The organism is Bacteroides sp. NGMCC 1.200775 (assembly GCF_040798045.1).
In the GTDB taxonomy this organism is placed as follows: Bacteria; Bacteroidota; Bacteroidia; order Bacteroidales; family Bacteroidaceae; genus Bacteroides; species Bacteroides hominis.
On the sequence record NZ_JASCQK010000006.1, the window covers coordinates 184,963 to 211,539 of the forward strand.

22 protein-coding genes and 1 other RNA gene are annotated in these 26,577 nt (G+C 43.8%); 16 read left to right on the forward strand and 7 right to left on the reverse strand.

The window, feature by feature from the left end; all coding sequences use genetic code 11:
- Positions 1-2 precede the first annotated feature (2 nt).
- Positions 3-1,022, forward strand: coding sequence for an NAD-dependent epimerase/dehydratase family protein (locus QK890_RS16260; protein ID WP_367627460.1), 1,020 nt, complete (start codon positions 3-5; stop codon positions 1,020-1,022).
- Positions 1,023-1,025: 3 nt separating this feature from the next.
- A complete protein-coding gene (locus QK890_RS16265; RefSeq protein WP_367627461.1) occupies positions 1,026-1,982 on the forward strand; it encodes a glycosyltransferase family 4 protein in 957 nt (318 codons plus the stop codon).
- Positions 1,983-2,115: 133 nt separating this feature from the next.
- Here the strand turns inward: QK890_RS16265 and QK890_RS16270 are convergent, their stop codons facing one another.
- From QK890_RS16270 to QK890_RS16280, 3 genes are read right to left on the reverse strand one after another with little or no spacing between them, the layout of a single operon-like run.
- Positions 2,116-3,630, reverse strand: a complete 1,515-nt coding sequence (locus QK890_RS16270) for a PepSY domain-containing protein (RefSeq protein WP_367627462.1) — start codon at positions 3,628-3,630, stop codon at positions 2,116-2,118.
- Positions 3,631-3,643: 13 nt separating this feature from the next.
- Positions 3,644-4,297, reverse strand: a complete 654-nt coding sequence (locus QK890_RS16275) for an HmuY family protein (RefSeq protein ID WP_032540890.1) — start codon at positions 4,295-4,297, stop codon at positions 3,644-3,646.
- A gap of 17 nt (positions 4,298-4,314) precedes the next feature.
- A complete protein-coding gene (locus QK890_RS16280; RefSeq protein WP_367627463.1) occupies positions 4,315-6,378 on the reverse strand; it encodes a TonB-dependent receptor plug domain-containing protein in 2,064 nt (687 codons plus the stop codon).
- 247 nt (positions 6,379-6,625) lie between these two features.
- Between QK890_RS16280 and hpt the strand changes: the two genes are divergently transcribed.
- The 6 genes from hpt to QK890_RS16310 all read left to right on the forward strand — a co-directional run bounded on the left by hpt (position 6,626) and on the right by QK890_RS16310 (position 11,274).
- Complete coding sequence (hpt, locus tag QK890_RS16285; protein ID WP_005809904.1) at positions 6,626-7,162, forward strand: hypoxanthine phosphoribosyltransferase; 537 nt, start codon at positions 6,626-6,628, stop codon at positions 7,160-7,162.
- Positions 7,163-7,221: 59 nt separating this feature from the next.
- Positions 7,222-7,791, forward strand: a complete 570-nt coding sequence (locus QK890_RS16290) for an adenylate kinase (RefSeq protein ID WP_005809902.1) — start codon at positions 7,222-7,224, stop codon at positions 7,789-7,791.
- A gap of 85 nt (positions 7,792-7,876) precedes the next feature.
- Entirely contained in the window at positions 7,877-9,037 is a 1,161-nt protein-coding gene (obgE, locus tag QK890_RS16295) for a GTPase ObgE (protein WP_032529872.1), read from the forward strand.
- Positions 9,034-9,846 (forward strand): peptidoglycan editing factor PgeF, encoded by an 813-nt coding sequence (gene pgeF / locus QK890_RS16300; protein WP_032540888.1) that lies wholly within the window; start codon positions 9,034-9,036, stop codon positions 9,844-9,846. The genes obgE and pgeF overlap by 4 nt, the downstream gene beginning before the upstream one ends.
- Positions 9,847-9,867: 21 nt before the next feature.
- A complete protein-coding gene (locus QK890_RS16305; protein ID WP_032540887.1) occupies positions 9,868-10,533 on the forward strand; it encodes a B3/4 domain-containing protein in 666 nt (221 codons plus the stop codon).
- Positions 10,534-10,542: 9 nt separating this feature from the next.
- Positions 10,543-11,274: a M23 family metallopeptidase gene (locus QK890_RS16310; RefSeq protein ID WP_005818730.1), complete on the forward strand. Its 732-nt coding sequence runs from the start codon at positions 10,543-10,545 to the stop codon at positions 11,272-11,274.
- On the opposite strand, the gene QK890_RS16315 is transcribed toward QK890_RS16310, so the two are convergent.
- Both QK890_RS16315 and QK890_RS16320 read right to left on the reverse strand, forming a co-directional pair.
- Entirely contained in the window at positions 11,213-12,397 is a 1,185-nt protein-coding gene (locus QK890_RS16315) for an OprO/OprP family phosphate-selective porin (RefSeq protein ID WP_005818731.1), read from the reverse strand. The genes QK890_RS16310 and QK890_RS16315 overlap by 62 nt on opposite strands.
- A 112-nt stretch (positions 12,398-12,509) precedes the next feature.
- Positions 12,510-13,664, reverse strand: a complete 1,155-nt coding sequence (locus QK890_RS16320; protein WP_005775865.1) for a lactonase family protein — start codon at positions 13,662-13,664, stop codon at positions 12,510-12,512.
- Between the two features lie 193 nt (positions 13,665-13,857).
- Here QK890_RS16320 and ssrA point away from each other — a divergent pair.
- The 5 genes from ssrA to QK890_RS16345 all read left to right on the forward strand — a co-directional run bounded on the left by ssrA (position 13,858) and on the right by QK890_RS16345 (position 20,410).
- Positions 13,858-14,255, forward strand: a transfer-messenger RNA (tmRNA) gene (ssrA, locus tag QK890_RS16325).
- Between the two features lie 643 nt (positions 14,256-14,898).
- A complete protein-coding gene (locus tag QK890_RS16330; RefSeq protein ID WP_367627464.1) occupies positions 14,899-17,586 on the forward strand; it encodes a two-component regulator propeller domain-containing protein in 2,688 nt (895 codons plus the stop codon).
- Positions 17,587-17,624: 38 nt separating this feature from the next.
- Complete coding sequence (locus tag QK890_RS16335) at positions 17,625-18,641, forward strand: AraC family transcriptional regulator (protein ID WP_032541482.1); 1,017 nt, start codon at positions 17,625-17,627, stop codon at positions 18,639-18,641.
- A gap of 133 nt (positions 18,642-18,774) precedes the next feature.
- Positions 18,775-19,869, forward strand: a complete 1,095-nt coding sequence (dinB, locus tag QK890_RS16340) for a DNA polymerase IV (protein ID WP_005809884.1) — start codon at positions 18,775-18,777, stop codon at positions 19,867-19,869.
- Positions 19,870-19,981: 112 nt separating this feature from the next.
- Positions 19,982-20,410 carry a hypothetical protein gene (locus QK890_RS16345; RefSeq protein WP_032540884.1) on the forward strand — a complete coding sequence of 143 codons (429 nt, stop codon included), beginning with the start codon at positions 19,982-19,984 and terminating at the stop codon, positions 20,408-20,410.
- Between the two features lie 289 nt (positions 20,411-20,699).
- Here QK890_RS16345 and QK890_RS16350 read toward each other — a convergent pair whose 3' ends face one another.
- A complete protein-coding gene (locus QK890_RS16350) occupies positions 20,700-23,378 on the reverse strand; it encodes a transglutaminase domain-containing protein (protein WP_032540883.1) in 2,679 nt (892 codons plus the stop codon).
- Positions 23,379-23,484: 106 nt separating this feature from the next.
- Positions 23,485-25,080 carry a YfcC family protein gene (locus QK890_RS16355; protein WP_032540882.1) on the reverse strand — a complete coding sequence of 532 codons (1,596 nt, stop codon included), beginning with the start codon at positions 25,078-25,080 and terminating at the stop codon, positions 23,485-23,487.
- Between the two features lie 219 nt (positions 25,081-25,299).
- Between QK890_RS16355 and QK890_RS16360 the strand changes: the two genes are divergently transcribed.
- The 3 genes from QK890_RS16360 (at position 25,300) to QK890_RS16370 (ending at position 26,567) form a co-directional block, all read left to right on the forward strand.
- Positions 25,300-25,434 (forward strand): hypothetical protein, encoded by a 135-nt coding sequence (locus QK890_RS16360; RefSeq protein WP_005775876.1) that lies wholly within the window; start codon positions 25,300-25,302, stop codon positions 25,432-25,434.
- Positions 25,435-25,597: 163 nt separating this feature from the next.
- Entirely contained in the window at positions 25,598-25,981 is a 384-nt protein-coding gene (locus QK890_RS16365; RefSeq protein ID WP_032529856.1) for a hypothetical protein, read from the forward strand.
- A gap of 145 nt (positions 25,982-26,126) precedes the next feature.
- Complete coding sequence (locus tag QK890_RS16370) at positions 26,127-26,567, forward strand: LapA family protein (protein ID WP_032529855.1); 441 nt, start codon at positions 26,127-26,129, stop codon at positions 26,565-26,567.
- The last annotated feature ends 10 nt before the right edge of the window (positions 26,568-26,577 follow it).

Genomic DNA, 26,577 nt, shown 5'->3' on the forward strand with positions numbered 1-26,577 from the left:
ACATGAACATATTAATTACTGGAATTCATGGTTTTATTGGCTCTAATTTCGCGATAGCTTTAAAAGATAAACATATTTTATATGCCCTTAGTACTAGTTGCTCTATATTCAAAGGTGTGTTGAAAACTTTTTCTTGGCAAGATCTCGAACCCACATCTTTCCCTTTTCAAACTCTTCCTCAATTCGATGCCATTATTCATCTTGCCGGAAAGGCCCATGATACGAAAAACCAATCGGCTGCTCAGTCCTATTTTGATATCAATACCGGTTTGACTCAAAAGATATTCGATTTCTTTTTGGAGTCTTCTGCCAAGAAATTCATTTTCTTTAGTTCGGTGAAAGCTGCTGCCGATAGCGTAGTGGGAGACGTACTTACTGAAGACGTGATTCCGACCCCGGTTGGTCCTTATGGGGAGAGCAAGATAAAGGCGGAAGAGTATATAAAAGAGCATTTTATGTTTCTAACTGCTTCTATTGATGAGGATCAGTCTTTGCGGTTGGAGAGAGATAAGGGGAGGACGGCTATGAATAAACAGGTATATATCCTTCGTCCCTGTATGATTCATGGTCCTGGAAACAAGGGAAATTTAAATTTATTATATAACGTAGTGAAGAAGGGAATCCCTTGGCCTCTCGGTGATTTTGATAATCGTCGTTCGTTTACTTCAATTGATAACCTTTGTTATGTGATTGAGGGGCTTTTGAATCAGGATGTACCTACGGGCATCTACCATATGGGAGATGATGAAGCTCTGTCAACAAATGAACTGATTGGCATCATGTGTGAAGCAATGGGAAAAAAGCCGCATATCTGGAAGATGAACAAAGGGCTTATGGAAGGATGTGCCGGCTTGGGTACTCTGCTGCATTTACCTTTGAATACGGAAAGACTTCGTAAACTGACGGAGAATTATGTAGTAAGTAACGCTAAGATCAAAGCCGCTCTCGGGATTGATAAAATGCCTGTGACAGCCAAAGAGGGGTTGATGAAGACCATTCGTTCATTTGAGGAAACTAAATAACTTATGTACTATCTAATCATCTTAGTTCTGCTATTCCTGGCAGAACTTTTTTATTTCCGTATTGCGGATAAGTGTAACATTATCGATAAGCCTAACGAACGTAGTTCACATACCCGGATTACACTGCGTGGTGGAGGAATCATCTTTTATTTTGGGGTGTTGGTCTATTTTCTCACAAACCACTTTGAATATCCATGGTTTATGCTGGCTTTGAGTCTGATAACTTTTATCAGTTTTATAGATGACATTCGTTCTACTTCGCAAGGATTGCGTTTAGTCTTTCATTTTACGGCAATGGCTTTGATGTTTTATCAATGGGGATTGTTTAGCTTGCCTTGGTGGACAATCCTTGTTGCCCTGATCATTTGTACTGGGATTATTAATGCTTACAACTTTATGGATGGTATTAATGGCATAACAGGCGGATATTCATTGATCATTCTGATAGCATTGGCCTATATAAATAGGGTATATGTTCCATTTGTTGAAACGGACTTTATTTATACCATGCTTTGCGCAGTATTGATCTTTAATTTTTTTAATTTTCGCAAGCAAGCGAGATGCTTCGCCGGTGATGTTGGGTCGGTCAGTATAGCTTTTGTGATCCTTTTTCTGATCGGAAGTTTAATTATTAAAACAGAGAATTTTAGTTGGCTCGTATTACTTGCTGTATATGGAGTAGATAGTGTGTTGACTATCATTCATCGATTGATGCTTCACGAAAATATTGGTCTGCCGCACCGGAAACACTTATATCAGATTATGGCTAATGAATTGAGAATACCGCACGTAGCAGTATCGTTGGTGTATATGATTGCGCAATTTGTAATTATCATCGGGTATTTATATTGCCGGGATTATGGTTATTGGTATTTATTGGGTTGTATCCTCTTGCTGAGTGGAATATATATTGTTTTTATGAGCAAATATTTTCACTTGCATCTTTTACCTAAAAGATAATTATTATATTTATGATAATTTGGGGTATGGTCGTTATTAATCCTTTCATAGTTGGAGGATATGCCTGATAATCCCTTCTATAAGCTATAACTTACTTTTCCGGTTTCTATAAACTGTTTTAATAAGGATGCAATTAATGCATCCTTATTTTTTTACTTCGTTTATGGTGTCTTTTATACACGATGTATCCCGAAATGAGGATCAACGTTAGCAGAAGTCCGGAGATAAAAACGAATAGATCCGAGAAAACACCTAAGAGAGGTGAATAGCAGCGACCGACATGGAGTTCTAAGCAGAAATTCCATAATGACATGGGTTGCTGTTGCATAAAAACAGGCATTGCCGGCAATGCTAAATTATTCTCTTTATTGCGTGCTCCGTTGTCGTATTCGAAGATTACCTCCCGTGTGATTAAATCGTCGGTGAATCCGTTAACGAGACTGCCGCCGAGCGGTTTCCCGTAAGTTGCTGCCGGGGGGTGCCCTGTATAATAATCGAGAACACTTCCTGTAGATGGATTCCAGATAAACAGTCCGCTGAAAGAGCCGATTAACCATTCGTCCGGGTTTTTCGGATAAAACACATTAACTCCCATAGGACTTACCGGTGGGGTTCGTTTTAATTTAACCGGTGGCAGTGTAAAGTCGTTTATAAGATAGAAACCGGTTGACGAAGACAATAACCAGACATTTTTTGATGCGTCCCATCGGATACTGCGGAGTTTGTCATGCCACGGATTGTCTGAATCAAGAGTTGTTCCGGGGATGGGGTTCGTGTTCACCAGAACAAAAGGTATCATTAAGGGCGGTCGGAGACACATACCCGTAACAGATAACAATATGGTCAGTACGATCAGCCATGTACCCAATTTATTGTGCCAGTTCAGTGACGTTTTCAAGGCCTTTGCCTGTGTTTTGACAGGGAGCCTTTTTCTGTGTCTTCGGCGAATGAATGAGGGAAGAAAAGTATATATGATTCCCGTTATACTGAGAATGATTAATACTACTCCCAGAAAATCAACTACCAGTTTGCCGGGTGTACCGAACAACTCTCCGCTATGGAGGAGCCAGATGGTACGGAATAAGGAGGTTTTCGGTGAATAATTTTCGGGGGCTTTTAATTCTATTTTTCTGAATTGATGGTAAGGAGACACACTGGTATACAGATTAGAACGTGTGAGCACAACCAGAGTATCTCCGCGTTGGGTTATATCTGAGATTCGTTCCTCGTTTCCGGATATCGGATACTCCTGCCATTTGTTTTTGTTCAGGAGATAGACAGAGTATAATCCGGCACACCAAATATCGTTATTGGCAAGGCGGATGATATTACTTATTTTGCGATTGTCGATTCCCCGAACCAGACCTTGGTTGAAATCGGTAAAGGTGATGAAACAGGAGTCTGTTTGCCAGACTCCTGCATTACCATATGCCAGAATTTTCCCATCAGGAAGGCGTAATGTTCCTTTTATAATTCCATTATTCCAGTTTCTGTAGTGATAGCTTTCCGGCATCCAGTTTCTGTTGACTTCAACTTTTGAGAAAATTGTACGGTGATTGAGTACAATGCCTGAGAAACAGAACATCAGGATAAAGAAGCTAAAGAACAAACCTACCCATTTATGGTATTTCTTCCAGAAATTTTTCATTAGAGATTGTTACTTAGTTTAAATTGGTACTGCCATTCGGCTGAATGGCGTATTCAAAGGAATAAATGCCACTATTGCCTTCGTCATCATAAAAACTTTTGGCTTTTAGTTTTGCATATTTCCCACTGGCTGTGCGGACGATAAATACATAATCACTTGGCGTGTAAGTGGGAGGGGGGCCGGCAAAAGTGATTGCTTTACAAAGTACTTCGTTGGCAGTAGACTCCATGGTAGGAGGAGGAAATCCGGTGCCGGGAGCGGTAATGGTATAGGATGCATCGACAGTGAATGTTCCTTGAGGAACTGTCGTACAGGCTGCCATATCTTTGATATTCGTGAGTAAAGCACCGCCTTTTCCCTTACCGGACGCGCCGCTGTTGGTACGCACATTGTAACGGTTGAATGCGATATCCCAATCTGTATTTTCGGCATGGGTTTCTTCACTGACGTTTACTTCTTTTCCTTTTTCAAGTGAATAATAAATCCAGTCGTTCCCATATGCTGTTTTCCGGCTCAGGCTTACCTGTTTTACCGGTAAAGCATCTCCCCCCTGTGAGGGATCGTCGGGCAGAGAACCGTTATTGTCACCTGAGCAGGAGGTGCTGATAAATGCTGATAGTACGCCAAATAATAGAATGGCGAATCTGAATTTGCTTTTGTTGTTCATACTTGTTTTAGTTTAATTTATAGTGTATAATTACATGCGATAAAATAGTTTCTTCCCGGTGAAGTGGAAGTATTGAAAGTCACTCGATCTGAAGTATAATCGAACAAATTGGTTATTCCTGCTGTGATTCTCAGATTCTGCATGATATATTGAGATACTGTCAGATCCCAAAGACAATAAGGGTTTACTTTAGCCTGATAGTAGGCTTCTACCTTCTTTCCGTCTATTTCCAGTTCATCCAACACATCGAATTTCTTTTTCCCCATAATATTGCCGGACAGATTGACAACTGTGGCATAACGGGGGATACGTGTATTGTATTCGGCACGGATGTTGCCGGAATGTGGACTGGAAGAACTTAACCGGACTCCGTCAGCGTCTTTGCTTGTGTAGAGGTAATTGTAAGCTCCGTGTACATTGATGTGTCTGTTTATCTGTACCTTGCACATGGTTTCAACTCCTGCCAGATGACTTTTCCCCACATTAGTATAATGGAGTTCGGTTTGGTCATTACTCCACATTCCTTCTATTTTGTTTCGGAACCAGTTACTGTAGATGTTGGCATTGATATTGATCCAACTATTCACGTACTCTCCTGAAAGTGATATATAATTGTTGGTTTCAGGTTTCAGTTTACTGTTGCCATATATCCAGAACATCCCCAGGTGATCCCAGTTCATATAGAGTTCTTTAATGCTGGGCGAACGGTATCCGCGTGCATAATTGAAGCGGACTGTGAATGGGAATACTTTATACATGACAGAAGCTTTGGGAGTGACGTTGGCACCATATTTTTCATGATAGTCACATCGCACTCCCGCCACAACGGAGAATTGCTTGTTGATACTCCAATCGTCCTGGAGGAAAGCGGTAGCATACCATTGGCTTTTGTTCTCTTTTACACCGGTTTCGAATTTATCACTGAACAATGACTCTCTGTAAAATTCCAAACCGCCCGTGATGGTCTGTTTGTCCAATGCCGTGGTAGTGTAAACGACGCGTGGCTGAATAATATTGTTTTTATATTCAAGGCGGCGCCCGCTTTTCAATTCGTATTTATCATAACGATTGTAATGGTCGGCATGAATAGAAGCAACCAGAGCCGATTTATCGGAAATCGTATAGTCTATTGTGCCCCCATAAGTATAGTCTTCTGATTTTTCGAAAATGTTATCTGCTTGAAAATCATACTTGTTTAGCATATAATAGCTTCCCTTTAACTGGACCTTCAGTCGTTTACTGAAACGATAATCCATTTTATGGGTTACTTGCACGTCTTCGTATCCCGATATGCTGGTGGGAGTTGTGTTGAGTTCTTCGGTAATTGTGGTGTTATAGGCCGGAAAGAATTTTACCAACGGCTTTTTGTCATATAATTGATATCCGTCGAAACTTTTATAAAGTATATCGGTGTTCATCGTGAATTTTCCTAAGTTTAATCCAAGGGATAAATTGGTGTTCAGATTGGGTTTATCTAAATGGGTCCGGTACTTGTATTGTGAATGGTCCTTGGGGGTATCTTTATAATTTTGCTGGTTTCTTCCCGCATAACGTATCCCTGCGGAGGCTTCAAACTTCTTTTTGGCTTTACGGGTAATGATATTGATGACTCCACCCATAGCTTGTGAGCCGTAAAGGGCAGAAGAGGCCCCTTTGACTATTTCGATATGATCGATATTATAAAGATTGATTCGTGAATAGTCAATGTTGCCACCGTTTTCTCCTGCTATGCGTTCACCGTCTATCAGGAAAAGGATATGTTTGGAGCCCAAGCCCTGTATGTCGATACTGGTTCCATAACCGACTTCCTGAAAATTGAGTCCGGGTACTTCCTGGGTCAAGAGATCCTGGATGTTACCGGTTCCCCTTTCTTCTATTTGTTTTGCGGTGATTACCTGAGTGATAACCGGTGTATTTTTTATTTTTTTTTCAGTTCGGGTGGCTGTAACCACAATTTGTTCAAGGTTGAAAGGATCATCATTCATATAAGAAACTGTGTCCTTTTCTTGCCGTACATTCTGTGCTGCTAAAGGGAGTGCACCTATAAAAGTCAGTAGTAATGCAAATTTTGTTCTTATCATAATCTTTGTTTTTGGATCAGCAAAGATATAGGGTACTTAAAGAGTGTGAAATACCTAAAAATAGGTAAAAGACAGATGACGATTAATACTAATTCCATCGAAATAATCAGTTCTGCTTCCGGATGGCTTTTCTCACCTCGCATATCGGAGGGATTCTGCCGCTTCTCTTAAAGAATTTGCAGGAGATGGTGTAAGGAGTGGAATAAAAATCGTATTTTTGCAACCAACTTTTTTAAAATAACCGGTTATGAATACCATTCAGATAAAAGATAAACTATTCACTGTTTCTATCAAGGAACAAGAGATTCAAAAAGAAGTGATTCGCGTGGCGAATGAAATTAATCGTGACCTGGCAGGTAAGAACCCTTTGTTCCTCAGTGTGTTGAATGGTTCGTTCATGTTTACTGCCGATTTGCTGAAACATATAACGATTCCCTGCGAAATTTCATTTGTAAAGTTAGCCTCTTATCAGGGAGTATCGTCTACCGGTACTATTAAAGAAGTGATCGGTATCAATGAAGATATAGCGGGACGTACTGTTGTTATCGTAGAAGATATTGTAGATACGGGACTGACTATGCAGCGTTTGCTGGAAACACTGGGAACGCGCGGGCCACAGGAAATCCACATTGCTTCGTTGCTGGTAAAGCCGGATAAGCTTAAGGTGGATCTGAATATTGAATATGTCGCAATGAATATTCCCAATGATTTCATTGTAGGATACGGACTCGATTACGACGGTTTCGGGCGTAATTATCCGGATATTTATACAGTTATAGACTAACATAAAATAAATAATAGGTATACCAGTAATGGTAAAATGTAGAATTATAAATTAACAAGATGCTGAACATTGTAATTTTCGGTGCTCCCGGTTCAGGAAAGGGAACACAAAGCGAACGTATTGTAGAGAAATACGGAATTAACCACATTTCAACAGGAGATGTATTGCGTGCAGAAATTAAAAACGGCACAGAGCTGGGTAAAACAGCTAAAGGCTACATTGATCAGGGACAGTTGATTCCGGATGAATTGATGGTAGACATTCTGGCAAGCGTATTCGATAGCTTTAAGGATAGTAAAGGGGTTATTTTTGATGGTTTCCCAAGAACTATTCCGCAAGCTGAGGCGTTGAAAGTGATGTTGAAAGAACGTGGACAGGATATCTCTGTGATGCTGGATCTGGATGTTCCGGAAGAAGAGTTGATGACTCGTCTGATTAAGCGTGGTCAGGAATCAGGTCGGGCTGATGATAATGAAGAGACTATCAAAAAGCGTCTGGTTGTATATAATACACAGACTTCACCGTTGAAAGAATATTATAAAGGCGAAGGCAAATACCAGCATATCAATGGTCTTGGAACCATGGAAGGTATCTTCGAAGATATTTGTAAAGCGGTAGATACATTATAATTATATATGTGCCGATGTGCTCATTAAGATGATAGCATGGATTATGGGTATGTCGGCACATGATCACATTGAAAATTTATTGATTATGGCTGAATCGAATTTTGTTGATTACGTAAAGATATACTGCCGCTCGGGTAAGGGTGGAAGAGGCTCTACGCACATGAGGCGAGAAAAATATACTCCTAACGGTGGTCCCGATGGAGGAGATGGTGGTAGAGGAGGCCATGTTATCCTGCGTGGTAACCGGAACTACTGGACATTGCTTCACCTGAGGTATGACCGTCATGCTATGGCCGGTCATGGAGAATCGGGGAGCAAGAACCGCAGTTTTGGTAAAGACGGCGCAGATAAGATTATTGAAGTCCCCTGTGGTACGGTAGTTTACAATGCCGAAACGGGAGAATATGTATGTGATGTTACGGAACATGGACAGGAAGTCATTCTCCTGAAGGGTGGCCGAGGCGGATTGGGAAACTGGCATTTCAAGACAGCTACCCGTCAGGCTCCCCGTTTTGCCCAGCCGGGTGAACCGATGCAAGAAATGACAGTGATCCTTGAATTGAAGCTGTTGGCAGATGTAGGTCTGGTTGGTTTTCCGAATGCCGGAAAGTCTACGTTATTGTCGGCTATTTCTGCGGCAAAACCCAAAATAGCTGATTATCCGTTTACTACTTTGGAGCCTAACCTGGGTATTGTGTCTTACCGTGACGGACAGTCGTTCGTGATGGCAGATATTCCGGGAATTATCGAGGGAGCCAGTGAGGGTAAAGGGCTTGGATTACGATTCTTACGTCACATTGAACGTAACTCTTTATTACTGTTTATGATACCGGCAGATAGTGACGATATCCGTAAAGATTATGAAGTGCTGCTAAACGAGCTGAAAACGTTTAATCCGGAAATGCTGGATAAGCAACGGGTACTCGCAGTCACCAAAAGTGATATGCTCGATCAGGAGTTGATGGATGAAATAGAGCCGACATTGCCTGAGGGAATCCCTCATGTGTTCATTTCGTCCGTATCTGGTCTGGGTATCTCAGTATTGAAGGATATTCTGTGGACGGAACTGAATAAAGAGAGCAATAAAATAGAGGCTATTGTGCATCGTCCGAAGGATGTCAGCAGACTGCAACAGGAACTCAAAGACATGGGAGAGGATGAAGAACTCGACTATGAGTATGAGGACGATAGTGATGAAGATGATCTGGATTACGAATACGAAGAAGAAGATTGGGAAGATAAATGATTTCACTCACCGACGATAAGAAAATGTTGGGGTATGGGCTGTTGGGCGCATACCCCAACATTTCTCATTTTGTGACGACCCGACATGGAGGTTATAGTGAGGGAGCGTATGCTTCTTTTAATTGTTCTCCTTACTCGGGGGATGAATTTGAAAAAGTAAAAAAGAATCAGCTTTTATTGTTTCAATCGTTACCGCAAGTACCGAAACATCTGATCCTCCCTTTCCAGACGCATGGAACAAAAGTGCTTCTGATTAATAAGGATTTTCTGGAGACTTCTATAGAATGTCAACAGGAAATGCTGGACGGGATAGATGCATTGATTACCAATGAACCGGGGTGTTGTATCGGTATTTCAACGGCAGATTGTATTCCGGTACTGCTATATGATAAAGTACATGGGGGGGTAGCAGCCGTACATGCCGGATGGCGGGGAACTGTGGGGTATATCGTGGGACACACGCTTGAGAAAATGCGGGCGGCATTTGGTACGGAGGGACGGGATGTGATTGCATGTATCGGCCCGGGTATTTCTATTCAATCATTCGAAGTAGGGGACGAAGTTTATGAAGCTTTTCGTTTGAATGGTTTTGATATGTCGCGTATCTCTTTCCGACATTCGGTTACCCATAAGTACCATATTGACTTATGGGAGGCAAACCGGCAGCAACTATTAGACTTTGGTGTGCCGGGAGTTCAGATTGAAGTAGCGGATATCTGTACTTACATCCATTATGAAGATTTCTTTTCAGCGAGAAGATTAGGCATAAAGTCCGGACGTATTCTATCGGGTATTATGATAAACTGCTGATGGACAAAATTTTGATTTATTATGTATACCATTACTATATCGGAAGAGTTAAAAGAAGCATGTCCTGTTTTTGCAGGAGCTGCTGTATATGCTGAAGTGAAAAACACTTCTTATTGTGAAGGACTTTGGGAGGAGATTCAATCTTTTACAGAAAAGCTCACTACAACAACCCAGTTGGAAGATATTAAAAAACAACCAGTGATAGCTGCCACACGTGAGGCTTACAAACGGTGTGGAAAAGACCCCGGAAGATATCGCCCATCGGCCGAAGCATTACGTCGCAGGCTGATGCGGGGAATTACCTTGTATCAGATTGATACTCTGGTCGATTTGATCAATCTGGTTTCTCTTCGGACCGGGCATTCGATAGGTGGTTTTGATGCGGATAAGATAGCGGGCACCAATCTGGAGCTGGGGATAGGCAAAAAAGAAGAGCCTTTCGAAGGTATTGGCCGTGGAGTACTGAACATAGAGGGACTTCCGGTATACCGCGATGCCGTGGGAGGAATAGGAACACCTACCAGTGATAATGAGCGGACAAAGATGGATCTGGAAACGACTCATATATTAGCCATCGTTAATGGTTATAATGGGAAGGAAGGATTGCAGGAGGCTGCCGGGATGATACAGACTTTATTGCGAAGATATGCAGGATCGGACGGAGGAACGATTACCTATTTTGAATAACAAGCGTCCATGAAGAACATACACACTTTTTTGATTTTATCTCTGTTTTCGTTGTGTACGAGTGCACAACGCAGTGCACAAACCAAATTCTCGGATATGGAAGTTAATCATGTCCGGGTGGCTACACCGGGACTTTTTGCTAAAGAGAATTGCATCATGCTCAATCTGAATTCCCTGTCTCGGAATTACTCTTTTCCTTTGCCGGGAGGTAAAGTCATTTCCGGTTATGGAACCCGTGGCGGACATAGTGGGGATGATATAAAAACTTGTGCCCGTGATACGATTCGCGCTGCTTTTGACGGAGTGGTACGTATGGCAAAACCTTATGGTGCATACGGCAATGTGATTGTGATTCGCCATCCCAATGGATTGGAAACGGTGTACAGTCATAATGTGAAGAATCTGGTAAAAAGCGGAGATGCTGTGAAAGCGGGAAAAGCTATTGCCCTGACCGGACGTACCGGGCGGGCTACTACGGAACATCTGCATTTCGAAACGCGGATTAACGGGCAACATTTTAATCCCGGTCTTATTTTTGATATGGATAAACGCACTTTGCGCAAGGATTATCTGCAATGTACGAAGAAGGGGAAAGGGATTATTGTGAAAGCTTTGAAAAGCGAAAAAGTTCCCCCTAAGTATAAAACTCTTTCGCCTTTCCTTTATGAACTGCCCGGTATTAAAAAACCGGAATGGAATATACCAGGCCTAGCGAAATCCGCTGTGTATTCGGGTCTATAGCTTCTAAACGGCGGGCAGCTTTCAGGAGTTCGTTCCGTTTGTACTGATAATGGAGGAAGATCAATAGTTCGCTGTTTCGCATCGGATAGTATTCTACGCAGGCTTGCCCGCACCAGGTACGACGATAGGTGCCTTTCTCAAAGATTCCGTTTGTTTTATAAATCTTACCGGTTTCGTAGATACCTTTCAAGTATACATTCCAATTGGGATGGAGACGGTAGTCCACATTGGCAATGGTAGTGAAGTATTCGGTATATTGGGCCGTTTGTGGATTCTCCAGGTCAGTGTGGGGTAAGGCACTGATAATGCCTTTGTTGTCGATCCCCTGTCGGGAGTACATCAAATCTACATAAGCGATCCATGGCCCTTTTTCATAGACGTTTCCGGCAGTGAGATACAGGATGTTTCTTCCTTTGGCCTGCTGTCCCCATGAAGCGGCATATCTTAACTGGATGGCTTTATCCAGATAGTAACTGTTCCAGTTGATAGTTGAGATCAGGGGAACTTTGGTAGCTTCTACATTTGCCGGTAGCCCGTGGAGATAGGTATCTTCATCCCCACCATTACGGTTGTTTACTATCTGGAAGTTCAATTCCTGAGTAGGGGTTACATTCCAGGTGGCAGATACACCTGCCAGAAAGCAGTTGACATAATTATTAAACTCACTGAACTCACGCACTTTAATCGGGTTGACATAGTATTCGTAGCCACCCAGCATGAGGAACTGTTTTCCGGCGGTGATGGAAAAGCGTTCGGAGAGGTGATAGGTCAGATAAGCATACTCTACGGAAGAAGACAGGTTGTCCAGTACAAAGGGATTGCTGTATTTATTAAAAGATTGACGGAAATGGTAAGAGAACTTTTGGTTGATATTTCCTACAATTTCTAATTTGAACCGATTAAGTTTGAAAGCGACCTCCTCTAATTCATTCTCGGTAAAAGAAGCAGCACATGAGGTGTAGAGTTGCAGGTTCATGTGAGCGGAGAATCCTTTGTTTTCTTTTCCGGTGATGCGTTGGACTACAGAAGAAATAGAGTCGTTTGGGGAAATAATGGGTTGCTGTTGGGCCGTAATGGTACCCATGGTAAACAAGGTTACCAAAAGGAAGACGTGTCTTTTCATATTTGTGAAATCTCTTTGGGTTAATAAAAGTGATGCAAAAATAATAAAAAACGTCTTCCTTTTCGTCTTTTCAAGGTAAAACTGTCTGTTTCTCCTTAAAGTTCCTGTTCTGTTAGTCTACAAATTTTAGGCAAACAGGTTTGTCTACTTTTATATCTTTCTTGATGTCGGTCAATAGTCCGGTAGTCTGGTTCCTTTCAAATATCTGAATGGTATTGGTGTCGCGGCACGCTACCAGCAAATATTTGCCGTTGGGGGTAATGATGAAGTTACGCGGATGGATTCCCGTTAACTGATAACCTACCTTGGTCAGGGTACCATTGGTCTTGTCGACTTTGAAGATGGCAATTCCGTCTGCTTTCAGGCGGTTGCTGGCATAGAGATATTTTCCGTCCGGACTGATGTGGATATCGCCACTGCCTTGCGCATTTACAGTATCGGCTGCAATGGTTTGAATTTCATCTAGCATTCCGTCGGTATACCGGAAAGCTATTACCGTCCCTCCTATTTCGTTAATAAGGTAAGCAAACTTGCTGTCCGGACTGAATATCAGATGTCGGGGACCGGAACCCGGAGCAACCTTAAAAGCTTCCGGATTACCCTTTGTCAGGAGTTTCTCTTTGTTATCGGCATTGGCATTCGGATTGAGATTGAATTTATGTATCTGATCGGTACCTAAGTCATCGGCGAGTAAATATTTGCCATCCGGAGTGATACGTACGCAGTGCAGATGAGGCATTGTCTGTCGTTCTTTATCCGGTCCGGAACCTTTAAATTCGATTACATCGGAGGCGGGTAGCAGAGAACCGTCTTTTCCGATGGGAAAGACAGTGATACTCCCTCCGCTATAGTTGGCAGTGATAACATTCTTTCCGTTGGTGATCAGGTAGCACGGATCGGCCCCCATTGTTTTCTGAGTATTCAATAAGCGAAGCGTTCCTTTGGTTTTATCGAAAGCAAAGGCGCTCACAGATGCCTGGTCTTTGCTAAATTCATTGACGGAATAAACGAATTTTCCGTCGTCCGACGGAACGAGGTATGATGGGTTAGCAACTTCTGTATCACTGAGTGGTACTGATGCTCCGGTTTCTTCGTTGAACCGGAAAGTGTAAATGCCTTTACTGTCGCCGGAAGTATATGTTCCTACCAGCATAGTCAGTTCGTTGTCAGTTGTTGTTGGATCTGCCGGCTGTGCGGTTGTCTTCTTTGGAGAACAACTGGCTACAAGCATGCCGACTGCACAGATACTAATGATTTTTTCGACCATAATAAATAGATGTTATTTTGAGGGTTTGTTGGTTACCTTCGTTATATTCTGAAAACACAAAGTTAGTATAATCTCCTGTGTTTCTTTCCGGAATGAATAAAATATCTAAAATCCATCCTCTTTTTCTTTCTTTATGATGAATATTCCCTATCTTTGCAGCCACATAAGTGGTTACCACTTCCTCATCTCAAAAGGGGTTGACTGGTTTTGACAGCGGGCAGAAATGGTGGGTAAGCATGCAGTGCGTCGGTGATTTGCACTTTAATCTCAGTTATCAAAATTTTATCTGGCGAAACTAATTACGCTCTTGCTGCTTAATCGAATCATAGTAGATTAGCTTAATCCAGGCACCAGGTGCCAGGACGAGACATCACTCGGAAGCTGTTGCTCCGAAGCATTCCGGTTCAGTGGTGCAGTTACATCGGGGATAGTCAGAAGTGGCCTCGCGCTTCGGATGAAAATTTAGAGGATAAGGCAGGAATTGATGGCTTTGGTTCTGCTCCTGCACGAAAAACTTAGGCAAAGATAAGCATGTAGAAAGCTTATGATTTCCTCGTTTGGACGAGGGTTCGAATCCCTCCAGCTCCACTTTATGACAGAAACGTCCCTCTGAACCGGTAAGTTCAGGGGGATTTTTTGTTAAGAATATCCGGATTGTCCGGGTTATTTGTTACGTTCTCAACGTAAGTCGTTGATAGGTAGCTGCCTATCGGCATTTAAACTGCTGTTATTTGTCCGGGTACTTTATTTTGTCTTTTAAAATAAACACTCTACATTTGACTTCTGAGCAATTCGTCATAGAGAGTCGACAAGTGAGAAACGGTCTAATCCCAAGTATGGTTAAAGAAATTATTGTCTGCTCATATTTATTGTTTATTCATATTCCGGTAAATGCCCTTGCCAATCTATCTTTTTCTTAATAAAAACCATATTGGGGAAACAAACTGAATATTGTCTCGTTATAATGTAGATCAGATTGATTTTTCATGTGAGTCGCCTTTCTTGATGTCCTGTTGCTCACCGATAAACGATGTGAACATCTCATTACTATTGTTTTGTTAGTATCCTCTACGACAACAGGGAGGGATTTAAGGCGTTCAGGAGCGCCACAAATCCGGTCACCTACTCACGTGATGTGCAGAAGGTAGTGTTTTTCTTTCCCCCATGACTACCTTACTATAGGGTTCCCACTTTTAATAAAACTACTCCATTTTAATTATAACAAACAAAAAGAATGAAATATATTTTATACTTCATGATGATGATATATGGTTCGTTATACCATGCCATCGTTTGCAAACACATTGTAGAAATAAGTGAAACGAATACTCGTAAAGTGCATCAGATACGGAGAGATGCCTTGGGATATATGTGGTTTATGAGCCATACCGGAATAAGCCGGTTTGATGGAACGAAGCTGAAACACTATAAGTTGTCTGCCGAAGGACAGACTGTGGATTATTATATGGGCTGTTGCCGGCTGCTTACGGACAAAGAGAATTGGTTATGGGCGGTTACCCGAAACGGAGATTTATGGACGTATAATCCGTCATTGGATAAGTTTGAGTGCAGAAACCATCTGCCGAACCAGGATAAGGCGTCAGTGCGCTTTCTCTGTGCAGATAGTCAGGGGCATATCTGGTTTTCCGCTGGAAACCGGTTGATTGCTTATCGGGGAATTACTAATACTTTCTATCGGGTGAATCACAATCTGAAAAAGATTTCCGGTATGGTAGAAGTAGCTCCGGGAGAGTATTTCGTGGGCTCGGATGAAGGATTGTTTGAGATAACCATGAAGGGTTATTCCATAGAAAAACAATCCGGCGAACTGTCCGGGAAGAGATGTCGCCGGATACATGAAATGCTTTTTCATCCGTATAGCGGCAGACTGATTATCGCAGACTATTCGGAAGGGTTAATGGTGTGGGACACGAAGTCGGAGCGGATGATTTATACATGGGACAGGCCTGTGAACAGCCGGATTAGTAGTTTGCGAACATTGGACGACCGGAATGTCTTAGTAGCAACGGACGGTGAGGGATTATATCGCATGGACATTATTAACCCGGAAATCAGGTCTTTTGTACATACCGATTTTGAGAATGGTAATTCAATTCGTACGAACCGGATTGTCGATTTGTTTGTGGATGATCAGAAACATATCTGGGTGGCGGATTATCCGGAAGGCGTATCAATGATTGATATGGATTCTCCGGATGATTATAAGTGGTATAGGTTTCAGGCAGGAAATACGCATTCATTGGCGAACAACCGGGTAAATGCGGTATTACATGATTCGGACGGGGATGTCTGGTTTGCGACGGATCGTGGTATCAGTTGTTTTCACCCGTCGACAGGCAGATGGGAACGGATTGTTACAGATCTTCCTTGCCAGATGTATACTGCACTTAGCGAAACAGGTCCCGGAGAGATATGTGCCGGAAACTATGTACACGGCTTGTACATCATCCGTAAGAAGAATAATAATCAGGTTGTTCCGTATGCCCGCATTTCCGGGGTCAATGCACTTTGCCGTGAGGATAAAGATCGGTTGTGGATTGGGACGGATGAAGGTTTGTTTCTCTATTGTCCCAATGATAATGGTGTTGTAGAAGTGAAATCCTTGTCCGGTCTGCACATTCATGCCTTGTATCAGTCCGATAGCAATTGCCTGTATATTGGAACCGAAGGAAACGGTTTGCTGGTCTACCGTCCGGAGCAATCCCGGCTGGATACTGTGAAAAATTCAGGAGTTACTAATGTGTACGCTGTTTGGGAGGATGACAAGAAGCGGCTGATAGGAAGCAGTGATCAGTTTGCCTTTTCATTTGATCCTGTACAGCATTCGTTTCGGCGGTTTCCCAATAAAGGACTCCGGATTACGTCGGGAGCTTTTATTGGAGACGGCAGGCAGATACTGGGTACATACCAGGGAGCAATTGATTATGACAAACAAGAGCCTCGTTCGTTACACAAGACCTGCCTGGGATTTTATCTGGACGGGCTTCGGGTGCTGGATAAGGATATGACCGTAGAAACAGAAAATACTCCGTTAGAAAAAGCACTGAATTATACAGCTACCTTACAGTTGGATCATGATGAAAACACTTTTTCGTTTACGGCTACTGCCGTCCGCTACGATGAAATACAGGATATAGCTTACAGCTGGAAACTGGATAATACGGACTGGAGTAATCCGTCGCCGGAGAATAGAATTCGTTTTTCGAACCTTGCTCCGGGTGAATATGTCTTCTCCGTACGGGCAATATCCATTGGTAACGGACGTCCGTTTGCACAGAGGAATATGAATATCGTGATTCGTAAACCGCTCTGGAAGACAAATGGCGCTTTTCTTTGTTATGGAGTTTTGGCTATTACGCTGGGGTCTTTAGCTGTTCGTTCATGGTTCATCTGGCAAGACAGGAATCTTTCAAGAGAAAAGATACAATTGTTTATGAATACTACCCGTAACCTCTGCATGCCGCTTACGTTGATAAAGGTTCCGTTGGAGTATCTTTATGAAAAATCGTCTTCCGAACTTGTCAATAACGTATTGCAACAGATTAAGGGTGTAAACAATCTGCTGGCCGACCTGGAAAGCATCAGCCGTATTTCGGCTTCTCCCGGGTGCCTGTCTCTTGCCGATCATGAGTTATCCATGTTTCTCAAAGAGACGGTGAACCGTTTCAGTGATTACGCAAACGAAAAATGTATTACGCTTCGTTGGGTGGACGAGCCGGCTTTTGTTACCGTGTGTCTGGATAGGGAGAAGATGGCTGCAATCCTCCGGAACCTTTTGATGGCTTTTACCGACAGTATAGACAGGGGCGGGGAAATACTTCTGAGTACATCGTGCAATACTCAAAACTGGGAGTTGAGGCTGGAGTCTGAAGATAATGGACTTCTTAAAAAAAAATTCTAAATTATAAGGGATTGGTTTCGGGAGGCTCTGCCGAGACCATGAGTTGGTTATTTATACGCAAATTAATCTGTTTGCATAAAGGCAAAATCAAATTTACTTATAAAGAAGAGCATAAACTGGTTCTTATCTTAGTCTTTCCTGTTGCTATCCGGCAATCGGAGAAATTTTCCGACCTTTCCGATCTGCTTTCCGTACCTGAATTTCCGACCAAGGACAGCGAACTGTTACCGGCTAACGAAACGTTGCCGGCAATGGAAACTCCATTACCGAAACATCGGGAGAAGAGACGCAACGGACGTTCTTTGGTATTGGTCGAAACCCATAAAGAATTACGTAATTATCTTGTGCGAATCCTGATGCCGGATTACGAAGTTGTATCGGTTTGCGATGCGGAAACGGCCTTTACGACTATATGTGAACAGCATCCCGATGCTGTTCTGGCCTCTTCAGCCCTTGTCGGAATTTCGGGGGAAGAACTTGCTGTCCGGATTAAATCGGATGACAGGGTAGCACATGTACCTGTGATATTGCTCGTGAAACCGGGCGAAGACAGCAAGGAGACCCAACGGAACGCCGATCTTTATGTGACAATGCCTTTTGCCATTTCGTTCTTAAAAGCAGAGATTGAAAGTCTGATTACCAACCGGGAGATTATCCGCAAGAGGTATATCCGTTTGACATTAGGGGTTGATGCTCCGGATGACGTCGAAGCCGATGTGCCGTTGTCGGATGGTGATCAGGAATTTATCAGTCTGGTGAGAAGCCTGATTGAAGAGAGACTCACCGATTCCAGGTTTACGATTGACGAACTGAGTGATTGTGTGAATATGAGCCGTTCGAGCTTTTACAATAGGATTAAGGAGATAACCGGCCATGCACCCGCAGACTATGTTCGTAGTGTACGCCTTAACAAGGCGCTGATCTTGCTGATGAGTAGGAAATATACTGTAGCCGAGGTTGCCGACATGACGGGATTCAGTGATCCGAAATATTTCAGGATCGTGTTTAAGAAACGTTTCGGAGATTCACCGACAAAGTATATAAGCAATTTGTAAGTTAACGGGAGACCGGCCGGGGGAGTGCCTTGCCGGTCTTCATTTTATTAACTAATCCTGTCAGTGGGATTGAAAGAATAACTCTTATCTTTGCTTCTCAAAATGTGAACTGCGATGTAGAATTATTGCAGAAATGGGCGAACGTAAGATTATACATATTGATATGGATGCTTTCTATGCTTCCGTAGAGCAGAGAGACCATCCGGAATTGCGTGGTAAACCGCTTGCTGTCGGGCATGCCGAGGAGCGGGGAGTAGTGGCGGCGGCAAGCTATGAAGCGCGTCGGTACGGAGTGCGTTCGGCTATGTCGTCACAGAAGGCAAAGCGCTTATGTCCGCAACTGATTTTTGTTCCCGGACGGATGGACATATATAAATCGGTTTCCCGCCGGGTACACGAGATCTTTCATGAATACACCGATTTGATTGAACCCCTTTCGTTGGACGAGGCATTCCTGGATGTGACAGAGAATAAACAGGGAATTTTACTGGCGGTAGATATAGCCAGGGCTATTAAACAGCGCATCCGTGAAGAGTTGAACCTGGTAGCATCGGCGGGTGTATCTTATAATAAATTCCTGGCAAAGATTGCTTCGGATTTTCGCAAGCCCGACGGACTCTGTACCATCCATCCCGATCAGGCGCTCGATTTCATTGCCCGTCTGCCCATCGAGTCATTTTGGGGAGTAGGACCGGTGACTGCCCGGAAGATGCATTTGCTGGGTATTCACAATGGCCTTCAGCTACGTGGCTGTTCGTCGGAAATGTTGGTACGGCAGTTTGGTAAAGTAGGACTGCTCTATTACGATTTTGCACGAGGAGTCGATCTCCGTCCCGTAGAAGCGGTATGGATACGTAAATCAATCGGTTGCGAACATACGTTGGAGAAAGATATTCATGTGAAATCGGCTGTGATTATAGAACTTTATCACGTAGCTACGGAACTTGTGGAACGGTTGCAACGGAAGGACTTCCGGGGAAAGACGCTGACGCTGAAAATCAAATTTCATGACTTTAGCCAGATCACACGGAGCATGACGCAGGCTCAGGAACTGACGAGCCTTGAAAGAATTCTGCCTCTTGCCAAACAGTTGCTGAAAGAGGTGGAGTATGAGCAACATCCCATTCGGTTGATAGGGCTTTCGGTGTCGAATCCGAGAGAGGAGACAAATGAGCATCGGGGAGTGTGGGAACAATTGAGTTTTGAGTTCAGTGACTGGGGAAAATAGTTAAAGATCGGGATGCGGGGATGAAATAGTCGGGTGATTGTATCTGTTTAGTATTATTTTTCTTATCTTTGGGAGTGATACGGCATTGAGAACTAATAAATTATAAAAGATCATGAACCTGAGCAGATGTCCAATTCTCTTGTTGCTACTATTTGCGTTGTTCTGTAGTTGCCACGATGAAGACAGGGAGGATATACCTCCGACCGACGAACGAACCGCGAACTTCATTGTGAAATATAACGACGGATCCGGAATACATCCGGATTATAATGCTAAAGTATATATTTATTATGGAATATATTCGATGGATATTGCAGGTTTCCGCTATCTTCCGGATGGAGTTCTGGAATATCGCGGACAGGAAATAGTTCCTGATATAGCATTGTCTGCTGATGGGAAAGAAGATGTGTCACTGTTATTAAATAACACGGAGAAGGTAACGGTCGTGGTTGAGAGTTCCTTTTATGAAGGGAAAATAGGAATAACGAGTTACTCTCCGGGGGATATGTCCATAAAGGCTACATTTATATTTGGGGGATAGTATGGTGGCTCGGGACAGCCGCCTGAATGTCTGTCCTCGTTTTATGATATATAAGAAAGGGGAGAAGCCGAAACTTCTCCCCTTCTGTATAGAGGCTCTGTTTGCTATGAACAGAGCCTTTGTTTGGTACGGATAGAGCCTCTGTTCTGCTTCTGCAGAGTCTCTGTTTCCGGCAAGTGCTTACTTCATTCGTTTTCGGAGCAACCGGCTCCCGGTGCTTTTCCCGGTTGCATCCGGGGGAATTGCCGGTTTCTCCGGAAAAGCCCTTAAAGCTGCCGGAATCTGTTTGCTACAATCCGTGTATCACTTTCATCAGTTGTTCGCCCAGTCCGATGGTATAACCTTGTGAAACAAAAACTATCCGGTTGAACGTATCACCGATAATAAACATCGGCAAGATGGTGCTGTTAGGCAATTTCATTGATTCGGCAATTTGTTTCTGGATGGCTCCGTTCACATCGATACCATAGGTAATGGTTGAGGGCAGTCCGGGGAATTCTGTCGGGCGGAACTTCTTATATTGTTCTTCATTAGGGAAAAGCAGTACCATTTTGCGGCCCCATTTTTCGAATTCGCTGCTTAGGGCCGCAATATCCCGGAGAGCATGGTTTGTCGGTTCTTGTCCGGCTCCCAACACGGCAACTACAAAATATCCCCGTCCGCAAGTCTGAAGAATGCTTTGCGGTTCGGTGGCTCCTATCGGCAGGTAGGTGGATTCGGAGTTGAAATTACCGATCACCTGCACCTGATCCTTACTTTCGCGCATCACCAGATCGACAGTTGTTGTCTTTCCCTCTTCGATGGTGAAGAAAGTGATGTTGGCCAACACTGCTCCACTTGCCATACGGGTTCCGGTTACCATCATGTAGTATCCGGTATCCATGCGGGCGCCATTTTTCAGCAAGTTCGACCAGGTGGCTCCGCCGCCCATATCTACGTCCCCTTCATCGTAGTTCAGCAATTGGAAAGTCCCGTTGCGGAATTTCGAGAGAGTGAAGTGTGAATAGTATTTCGGATCGCTCAACGAAGGGATAGGCTGGTAGCGGGCTACGAGTGTTCCGGTCGGTGCCTGTGTCTGCTGTGCTGCTTCAAAATCCACGTCGTAGACTTTACCGTTCTTTAGATCGTTGTCATTGAAACTCCGGTATTGAATTTTTCCGGTCACTTCGTCTATCCAGGCGGGGATACCCAGACTACGTGCCATGGATACAAAGAAAATGTTACGGGACTTTTCGTCTGCTACCCGGGCTTTCCATACTCCCATTGGAGACATCGGAATACGTTGTGAGTTCAGTTCATTGTTGATAGTGATCTCTTTTCTGCACCATTCTACCAAAGCCTGTGGATTCTTTCGGAAAGCTTCCGCTTCAGTTGCCGGGATCTCTTTCTGGAAGAATGCTTTGTAGGGAGTGATCATTTCGTTGGCCACACGAGGGTTCAGTACGTTGCTGTAGAAGTCCTCGGAACCGGGCAGACCGGAGTTGTTCAGATGATCGTTCAGTACTTCCGGACTAACATCTCTCAGGTCCTTGGCCGAGATTACTTTCAGCAGGCTGATGGCCTGACCGGCTTTATCGGCTTTTACGGCAGCAGAAAGGAAATTTGTCAGAGTCTGATGGTTACCTCTGGAAGCTATCAGTAGGCGCACTGTTTCGGTTTCATCCAGCTTGTTCTCTTTGGCAAAAGTCCGGGCTTGCTCTTCGGTAATGAAAGTGGCTACGTAAGCATTGCGGATGGAATCTTCCTGTGCCATGCGGCGGTCGTTTTCAGCACGTTGCTCCGGAGTCACTTCGGGCAGGTTGGCACCTTCGGCCGGAGGAACAATATCCAGTGGGAGTGAATAGGTTTCACCGGCGTTCTTGTCCAGTGCGATCTTCAGTTCGTTATCTTTGCCGAATGACAATTTGGAATAACCGAACCGTCCGTCTTTAGAGGCCCATACCAGCATATCGCCCTTGCCGGCAGTCAGCGATGCGCGTCCTGCCTTATCCGTATGTTTAGTGGCTACGGTGTAGAATTCAGCATAATTATACACCTTGAACTCTACAGTGGCATCGGATACCGGCTGCCCTTCGGCATCTGTCACCAATACCGAGCCTTTGGCTGTCGGAGCATAGTTGTCGATTACATTGATTTCCGTATAGTTCGGAGTTTCGTACATGATTTCCTCTTGTCCGGCATAGCGTCCGAATACTTTGGTATGCATCAGCATGCCACGGCTGGCAGGAGCATTAAACCAGCCCAGGTTCAGTACCGGTTCCGGTTCGCAGGCGCCGAAGAAATACCATTTACCATCTACCCAGGCTTCTACCCAGGCATGGTTATCGTCGGTATGCGCCCAACGCGGAGTATAAACCTGCCGTGCCGGAATGCCTACCGAGCGGAGAGCGGCTACAGTGAAGGTCGATTCTTCACCACAACGGCCATAGGCGGTCTTTACCGAAGCAAGGGGGGAACTGGTACGGGCATCGCTTGGGGTGTAGACTACTTTTTCGTGGCACCAGTGGTTTACTTCAAGCACAGCGTCGTGCAGAGACAGGTTCTTCACACGATCTTTCAGTTCATTGTAAAATACCCGGCGCGAGTCGTCCAGATTTTCGTTGTTTACCCGAATAGGGAGTACGAAATGGCGGAATACGTCATCGGGGATCTCTTTTCCCCAAGGCATTTCGCGACGCGCCTGATCGGAGAGTCTGACATTCTCCAGATAGTAGTCACCTGTATAATCCGTCACGTCACCTGTGGGCATATAGGCATAGAGGAACATCAAGGCCTCCTGTTCGGGAGTGGTGAGTTTTTCATTAAACACTGCGAACAGATCTCCGTTAGGGAGCTGTTGCTTCTTCTTTTCAAAATCTTGCGTCACTTGGCTACGGTAAGTCTCATCTTTCAGGAAGTGGGACTCACTGCATGAAAAAAACGCAACCGACAACATCGGGATGATTAGAAAGCGGGTCAGGATTTTCATACAATTTGTTGTTAAATAAGGCTTCGCTCCTTTTTCTCTCCCGGAGAGAGGGGAGGAGTGAATGCTGTTGGTTTATATATTTGATTATGATTTCTTTTTTTATTTCCTAAAATCCGTTCATAGGGAAGAGTACTGTGGGGATCAGCAATACCATTCCCAGAATGATGAATAAAAGAAGTACTTTCCAGAACCATTTCACCCATATCTCGTAGGGGATGCGGGCAATGCCCAAGGCTCCCATCAATACGGCGGAAGTAGGTGTGATCATGTTGGTAAATCCGTCACCAAACTGATAAGCCATTACTGTAGCTTGCCGTGAAAGCCCGATGACATCGGAAAAAGGTGCCATGATAGGCATGGTTAATGCAGCTTTGGCCGATCCGGACGGGATAATCAGGTTGATCAGTGTCTGTATCAGGTACATCACCCCCAAAGATACTATTTTTCCGGTTTCTCCCATCAGTGAAGCCAGAGAATGTAAGATCGGGTCGATGATATGTCCGTCTTGCAGTATTTGGATGATCCCTCCTGCCAGACCTACCACGATGGCAGCTGATAGCATATCTTTGGCTCCGTCCATGAATTGCCCGATGATGTTATCTGTTTTTTCACTGTTGGCAAATCCCGAGAGAATACCCATTGCGAGGAAGATGGCGGAGATCTCCGGCAGATACCAGCCATGTCCCATGACACCGGTAATCAGGAAAAGAATGGTGAACGCAAGCAGGGTCAGTATGAAGAACTGGTTGGATTTACGTAAACCCAGCCAGCCGAAGGCGGCAAACAAAACAGACAGGACGGGCACTGCATAGCAGGTGACAGACGCTTCGCCTATTGCGAAAGTACTGGTTGGGTAAATGATGGAAAACAGGCACAAGGATATGAGTAACAGTATGTAGACGATCCATGCCGGACGAGTCGTGACACGGGATATCTCTCCGTTGCTTTCTTCTTCCCGTTTCCGCCAATAAGCATCGGCATGATACATGGGCGATTTCTCCGGATGCTTTTTAATGACGGCGGCATATCTGAGTACACAGACTATCAGGACCGTGGTCAGTATCAGCCAGCAAAGCATGCGATATTCAAATCCGGAAAATAGCGGTAAGTCGGACAAGCCTTGTGCAATGCCAATGGTAAATGGATTCAGTACGGCACCCGAAAAACCTATGTGGGCAGCAACATATACCATGCAAAGCCCCGTGATGGAATCATATCCCATCGAAATGGCCAACGGGACGATGATAATGACAAAGGCCAGGGTTTCTTCACTCATGCCAAATACGGAGCCGAAGAGGCTGAAGAGAATAATGACTAAGGAAATCACCACATTGTTTACCCCCAATGATTTAATCAGTCTGTGCTTTTCAAGCCCCTTCGTAAAGTTCAGGAATGAAAAGATGCCGGTATCGATGGCACGGCTGCTGTTCATTATCTGAAAGGCACCTCCCATGATCAATAAGAAGGCGATGATTCCCGCTTGCCGTTCGAAGCCTTCAAGAAGAGCGCTGAACACTTGCCAGGTCTGTGGCGTCTGTTCTACCCGATGGAAAGAGTGGTCTATAATGACTGTGCGGGAAGTGCCGTTGACGTCAATGGTCTCGCGCACATATTCACCTGCGGGAATGATCCAGGAAAGCACTGCACAGAGCAAGATGACAGAAGAAATGATGGTGTATGTGTGTGGTATCCGTTTTAGCATAGTCGTTTTTCTTGATAAAGTGCAAAGTTATGCAATATATTTGTAATATGCACTTGCCAAATCTGCCCATATAAAAAGAAAAATCAACTAATAACACACTTTTCTTATGTTTTAGAACATGTTTTCGAAAACATTTCGTATCTTTGCAGTGTTAATAAAGAAAACAAGATGTAAAACCGCTCTTCAAAACGTGGGGAGCAAAAAAAGAGGACCAAAATTATGAAAAAGAATGCAAATGAAATTATGATGTTGCAGTACCGTATCAAACGTTACCAAGCAATGGGAAATGGAACAATGTGCCAGCTGTTGAATGGCAAACTTCAAAAACTGCTTGCAAAGCAGGTTACCATGTAATTAAACACACCTATATTATATGAATAAGAAGCGGGGAATCGGATGATTCTCCGCTTTTTTTGTCATTTATCTGTCTGTTCCGGGAACAATCATTATAAAATATTCGTTAATTAAACAACGAATCCTGTTTTATCTCAAATTTATTACTACGTTTGCGGTCACTATGATAAAGTACGTATTCTGCATATTGATAGGTATCTTCTTAATGTATGGAGCCGGTTGCACAGCCCCTGCAGAAGAGAATGCGGAACTTCCTGCGGGAGTTACTGCAACCTTTATATCGCAATGTGCCGGAGACCACTCTTTATTCAACGACCAGACGGCTGACTCGAAAGTGAGTGATGCCATCCTTCCCCACGGTTCTTTTTCACGGGAATTCGGTTCATCCAAAGTATTAAAACTTAAATTACAGACTGCCATCCGCTTGCTTAATACCTTTCATATCCGCCAGTCGGAGAAGGGAGATGCTTATCCGGATTTCAATCATAACTTCATTAAATATTCCAGCGGGTATTATGTATACTCGTTAGGGCATATCCTGATTTAGCTTTTCGGTTTCACACTTCCGTATTGAAGTGATTGGGTAACCCCATTTATCTGTTCCGATAAATGCCGGGGAAGTGTGTCTTGTCTCCCTCCGGCAGTCGTCATTCGTTGCATTTTATTTTTTCAATCTAAAATCATACCATGTTATGTTTAGTTTATTGTTATCCACTTTTGCCATGATGGGGCTTACCTTCGTCATTGGCTTTTTCGTTGCCGGAGTAATAAAGCTGATTGCTTCTGCGGCTGATTCATTGGCTTTCTACAGTTCACATCAGGAAGAGCTTGCCCGGTTGAAACGTATTCGGAAACTTCATCAGAAAGTAGCTGTCTTGATAACCGAAAGTGCCCTTAGCGACGAGGAGTACGGGAGTGACGGGCGTGAAGACTTCAGCAGGGGCATCACCAAACATCCCGGAGACAATCGCGGGTTCTATCACGGTGTCAGTCCCGGTGAGCCGGAACGCGGACTGATGGATTATTTTTATCCGGAAGATACAAGATCCATGTTTCTTCGCAAAGAAGAACAAATGTTACAGCATGACAAAAAGAACAATAAGAAAGCATCTTCAACCAATAAAAACAAATAAATCTTGATAG

What these genes read in the sequence shown, in the direction of transcription:
- QK890_RS16260 (WP_367627460.1), top strand. Translation starts at nt 3, where the DNA reads ATGAACATATTAATTACTGGAATTCATGGTTTTATTGGCTCTAATTTC.
- QK890_RS16265 (WP_367627461.1), top strand. Translation starts at nt 1,026, where the DNA reads ATGTACTATCTAATCATCTTAGTTCTGCTATTCCTGGCAGAACTTTTT.
- QK890_RS16270 (WP_367627462.1), bottom strand. Translation starts at nt 3,630, where the DNA reads ATGAAAAATTTCTGGAAGAAATACCATAAATGGGTAGGTTTGTTCTTT.
- QK890_RS16275 (WP_032540890.1), bottom strand. Translation starts at nt 4,297, where the DNA reads ATGAACAACAAAAGCAAATTCAGATTCGCCATTCTATTATTTGGCGTA.
- QK890_RS16280 (WP_367627463.1), bottom strand. Translation starts at nt 6,378, where the DNA reads ATGATAAGAACAAAATTTGCATTACTACTGACTTTTATAGGTGCACTC.
- hpt (WP_005809904.1), top strand. Translation starts at nt 6,626, where the DNA reads ATGAATACCATTCAGATAAAAGATAAACTATTCACTGTTTCTATCAAG.
- QK890_RS16290 (WP_005809902.1), top strand. Translation starts at nt 7,222, where the DNA reads ATGCTGAACATTGTAATTTTCGGTGCTCCCGGTTCAGGAAAGGGAACA.
- obgE (WP_032529872.1), top strand. Translation starts at nt 7,877, where the DNA reads ATGGCTGAATCGAATTTTGTTGATTACGTAAAGATATACTGCCGCTCG.
- pgeF (WP_032540888.1), top strand. Translation starts at nt 9,034, where the DNA reads ATGATTTCACTCACCGACGATAAGAAAATGTTGGGGTATGGGCTGTTG.
- QK890_RS16305 (WP_032540887.1), top strand. Translation starts at nt 9,868, where the DNA reads ATGTATACCATTACTATATCGGAAGAGTTAAAAGAAGCATGTCCTGTT.
- QK890_RS16310 (WP_005818730.1), top strand. Translation starts at nt 10,543, where the DNA reads ATGAAGAACATACACACTTTTTTGATTTTATCTCTGTTTTCGTTGTGT.
- QK890_RS16315 (WP_005818731.1), bottom strand. Translation starts at nt 12,397, where the DNA reads ATGAAAAGACACGTCTTCCTTTTGGTAACCTTGTTTACCATGGGTACC.
- QK890_RS16320 (WP_005775865.1), bottom strand. Translation starts at nt 13,664, where the DNA reads ATGGTCGAAAAAATCATTAGTATCTGTGCAGTCGGCATGCTTGTAGCC.
- QK890_RS16330 (WP_367627464.1), top strand. Translation starts at nt 14,899, where the DNA reads ATGAAATATATTTTATACTTCATGATGATGATATATGGTTCGTTATAC.
- QK890_RS16335 (WP_032541482.1), top strand. Translation starts at nt 17,625, where the DNA reads ATGAGTTGGTTATTTATACGCAAATTAATCTGTTTGCATAAAGGCAAA.
- dinB (WP_005809884.1), top strand. Translation starts at nt 18,775, where the DNA reads ATGGGCGAACGTAAGATTATACATATTGATATGGATGCTTTCTATGCT.
- QK890_RS16345 (WP_032540884.1), top strand. Translation starts at nt 19,982, where the DNA reads ATGAACCTGAGCAGATGTCCAATTCTCTTGTTGCTACTATTTGCGTTG.
- QK890_RS16350 (WP_032540883.1), bottom strand. Translation starts at nt 23,378, where the DNA reads ATGAAAATCCTGACCCGCTTTCTAATCATCCCGATGTTGTCGGTTGCG.
- QK890_RS16355 (WP_032540882.1), bottom strand. Translation starts at nt 25,080, where the DNA reads ATGCTAAAACGGATACCACACACATACACCATCATTTCTTCTGTCATC.
- QK890_RS16360 (WP_005775876.1), top strand. Translation starts at nt 25,300, where the DNA reads ATGAAAAAGAATGCAAATGAAATTATGATGTTGCAGTACCGTATCAAA.
- QK890_RS16365 (WP_032529856.1), top strand. Translation starts at nt 25,598, where the DNA reads ATGATAAAGTACGTATTCTGCATATTGATAGGTATCTTCTTAATGTAT.
- QK890_RS16370 (WP_032529855.1), top strand. Translation starts at nt 26,127, where the DNA reads ATGTTTAGTTTATTGTTATCCACTTTTGCCATGATGGGGCTTACCTTC.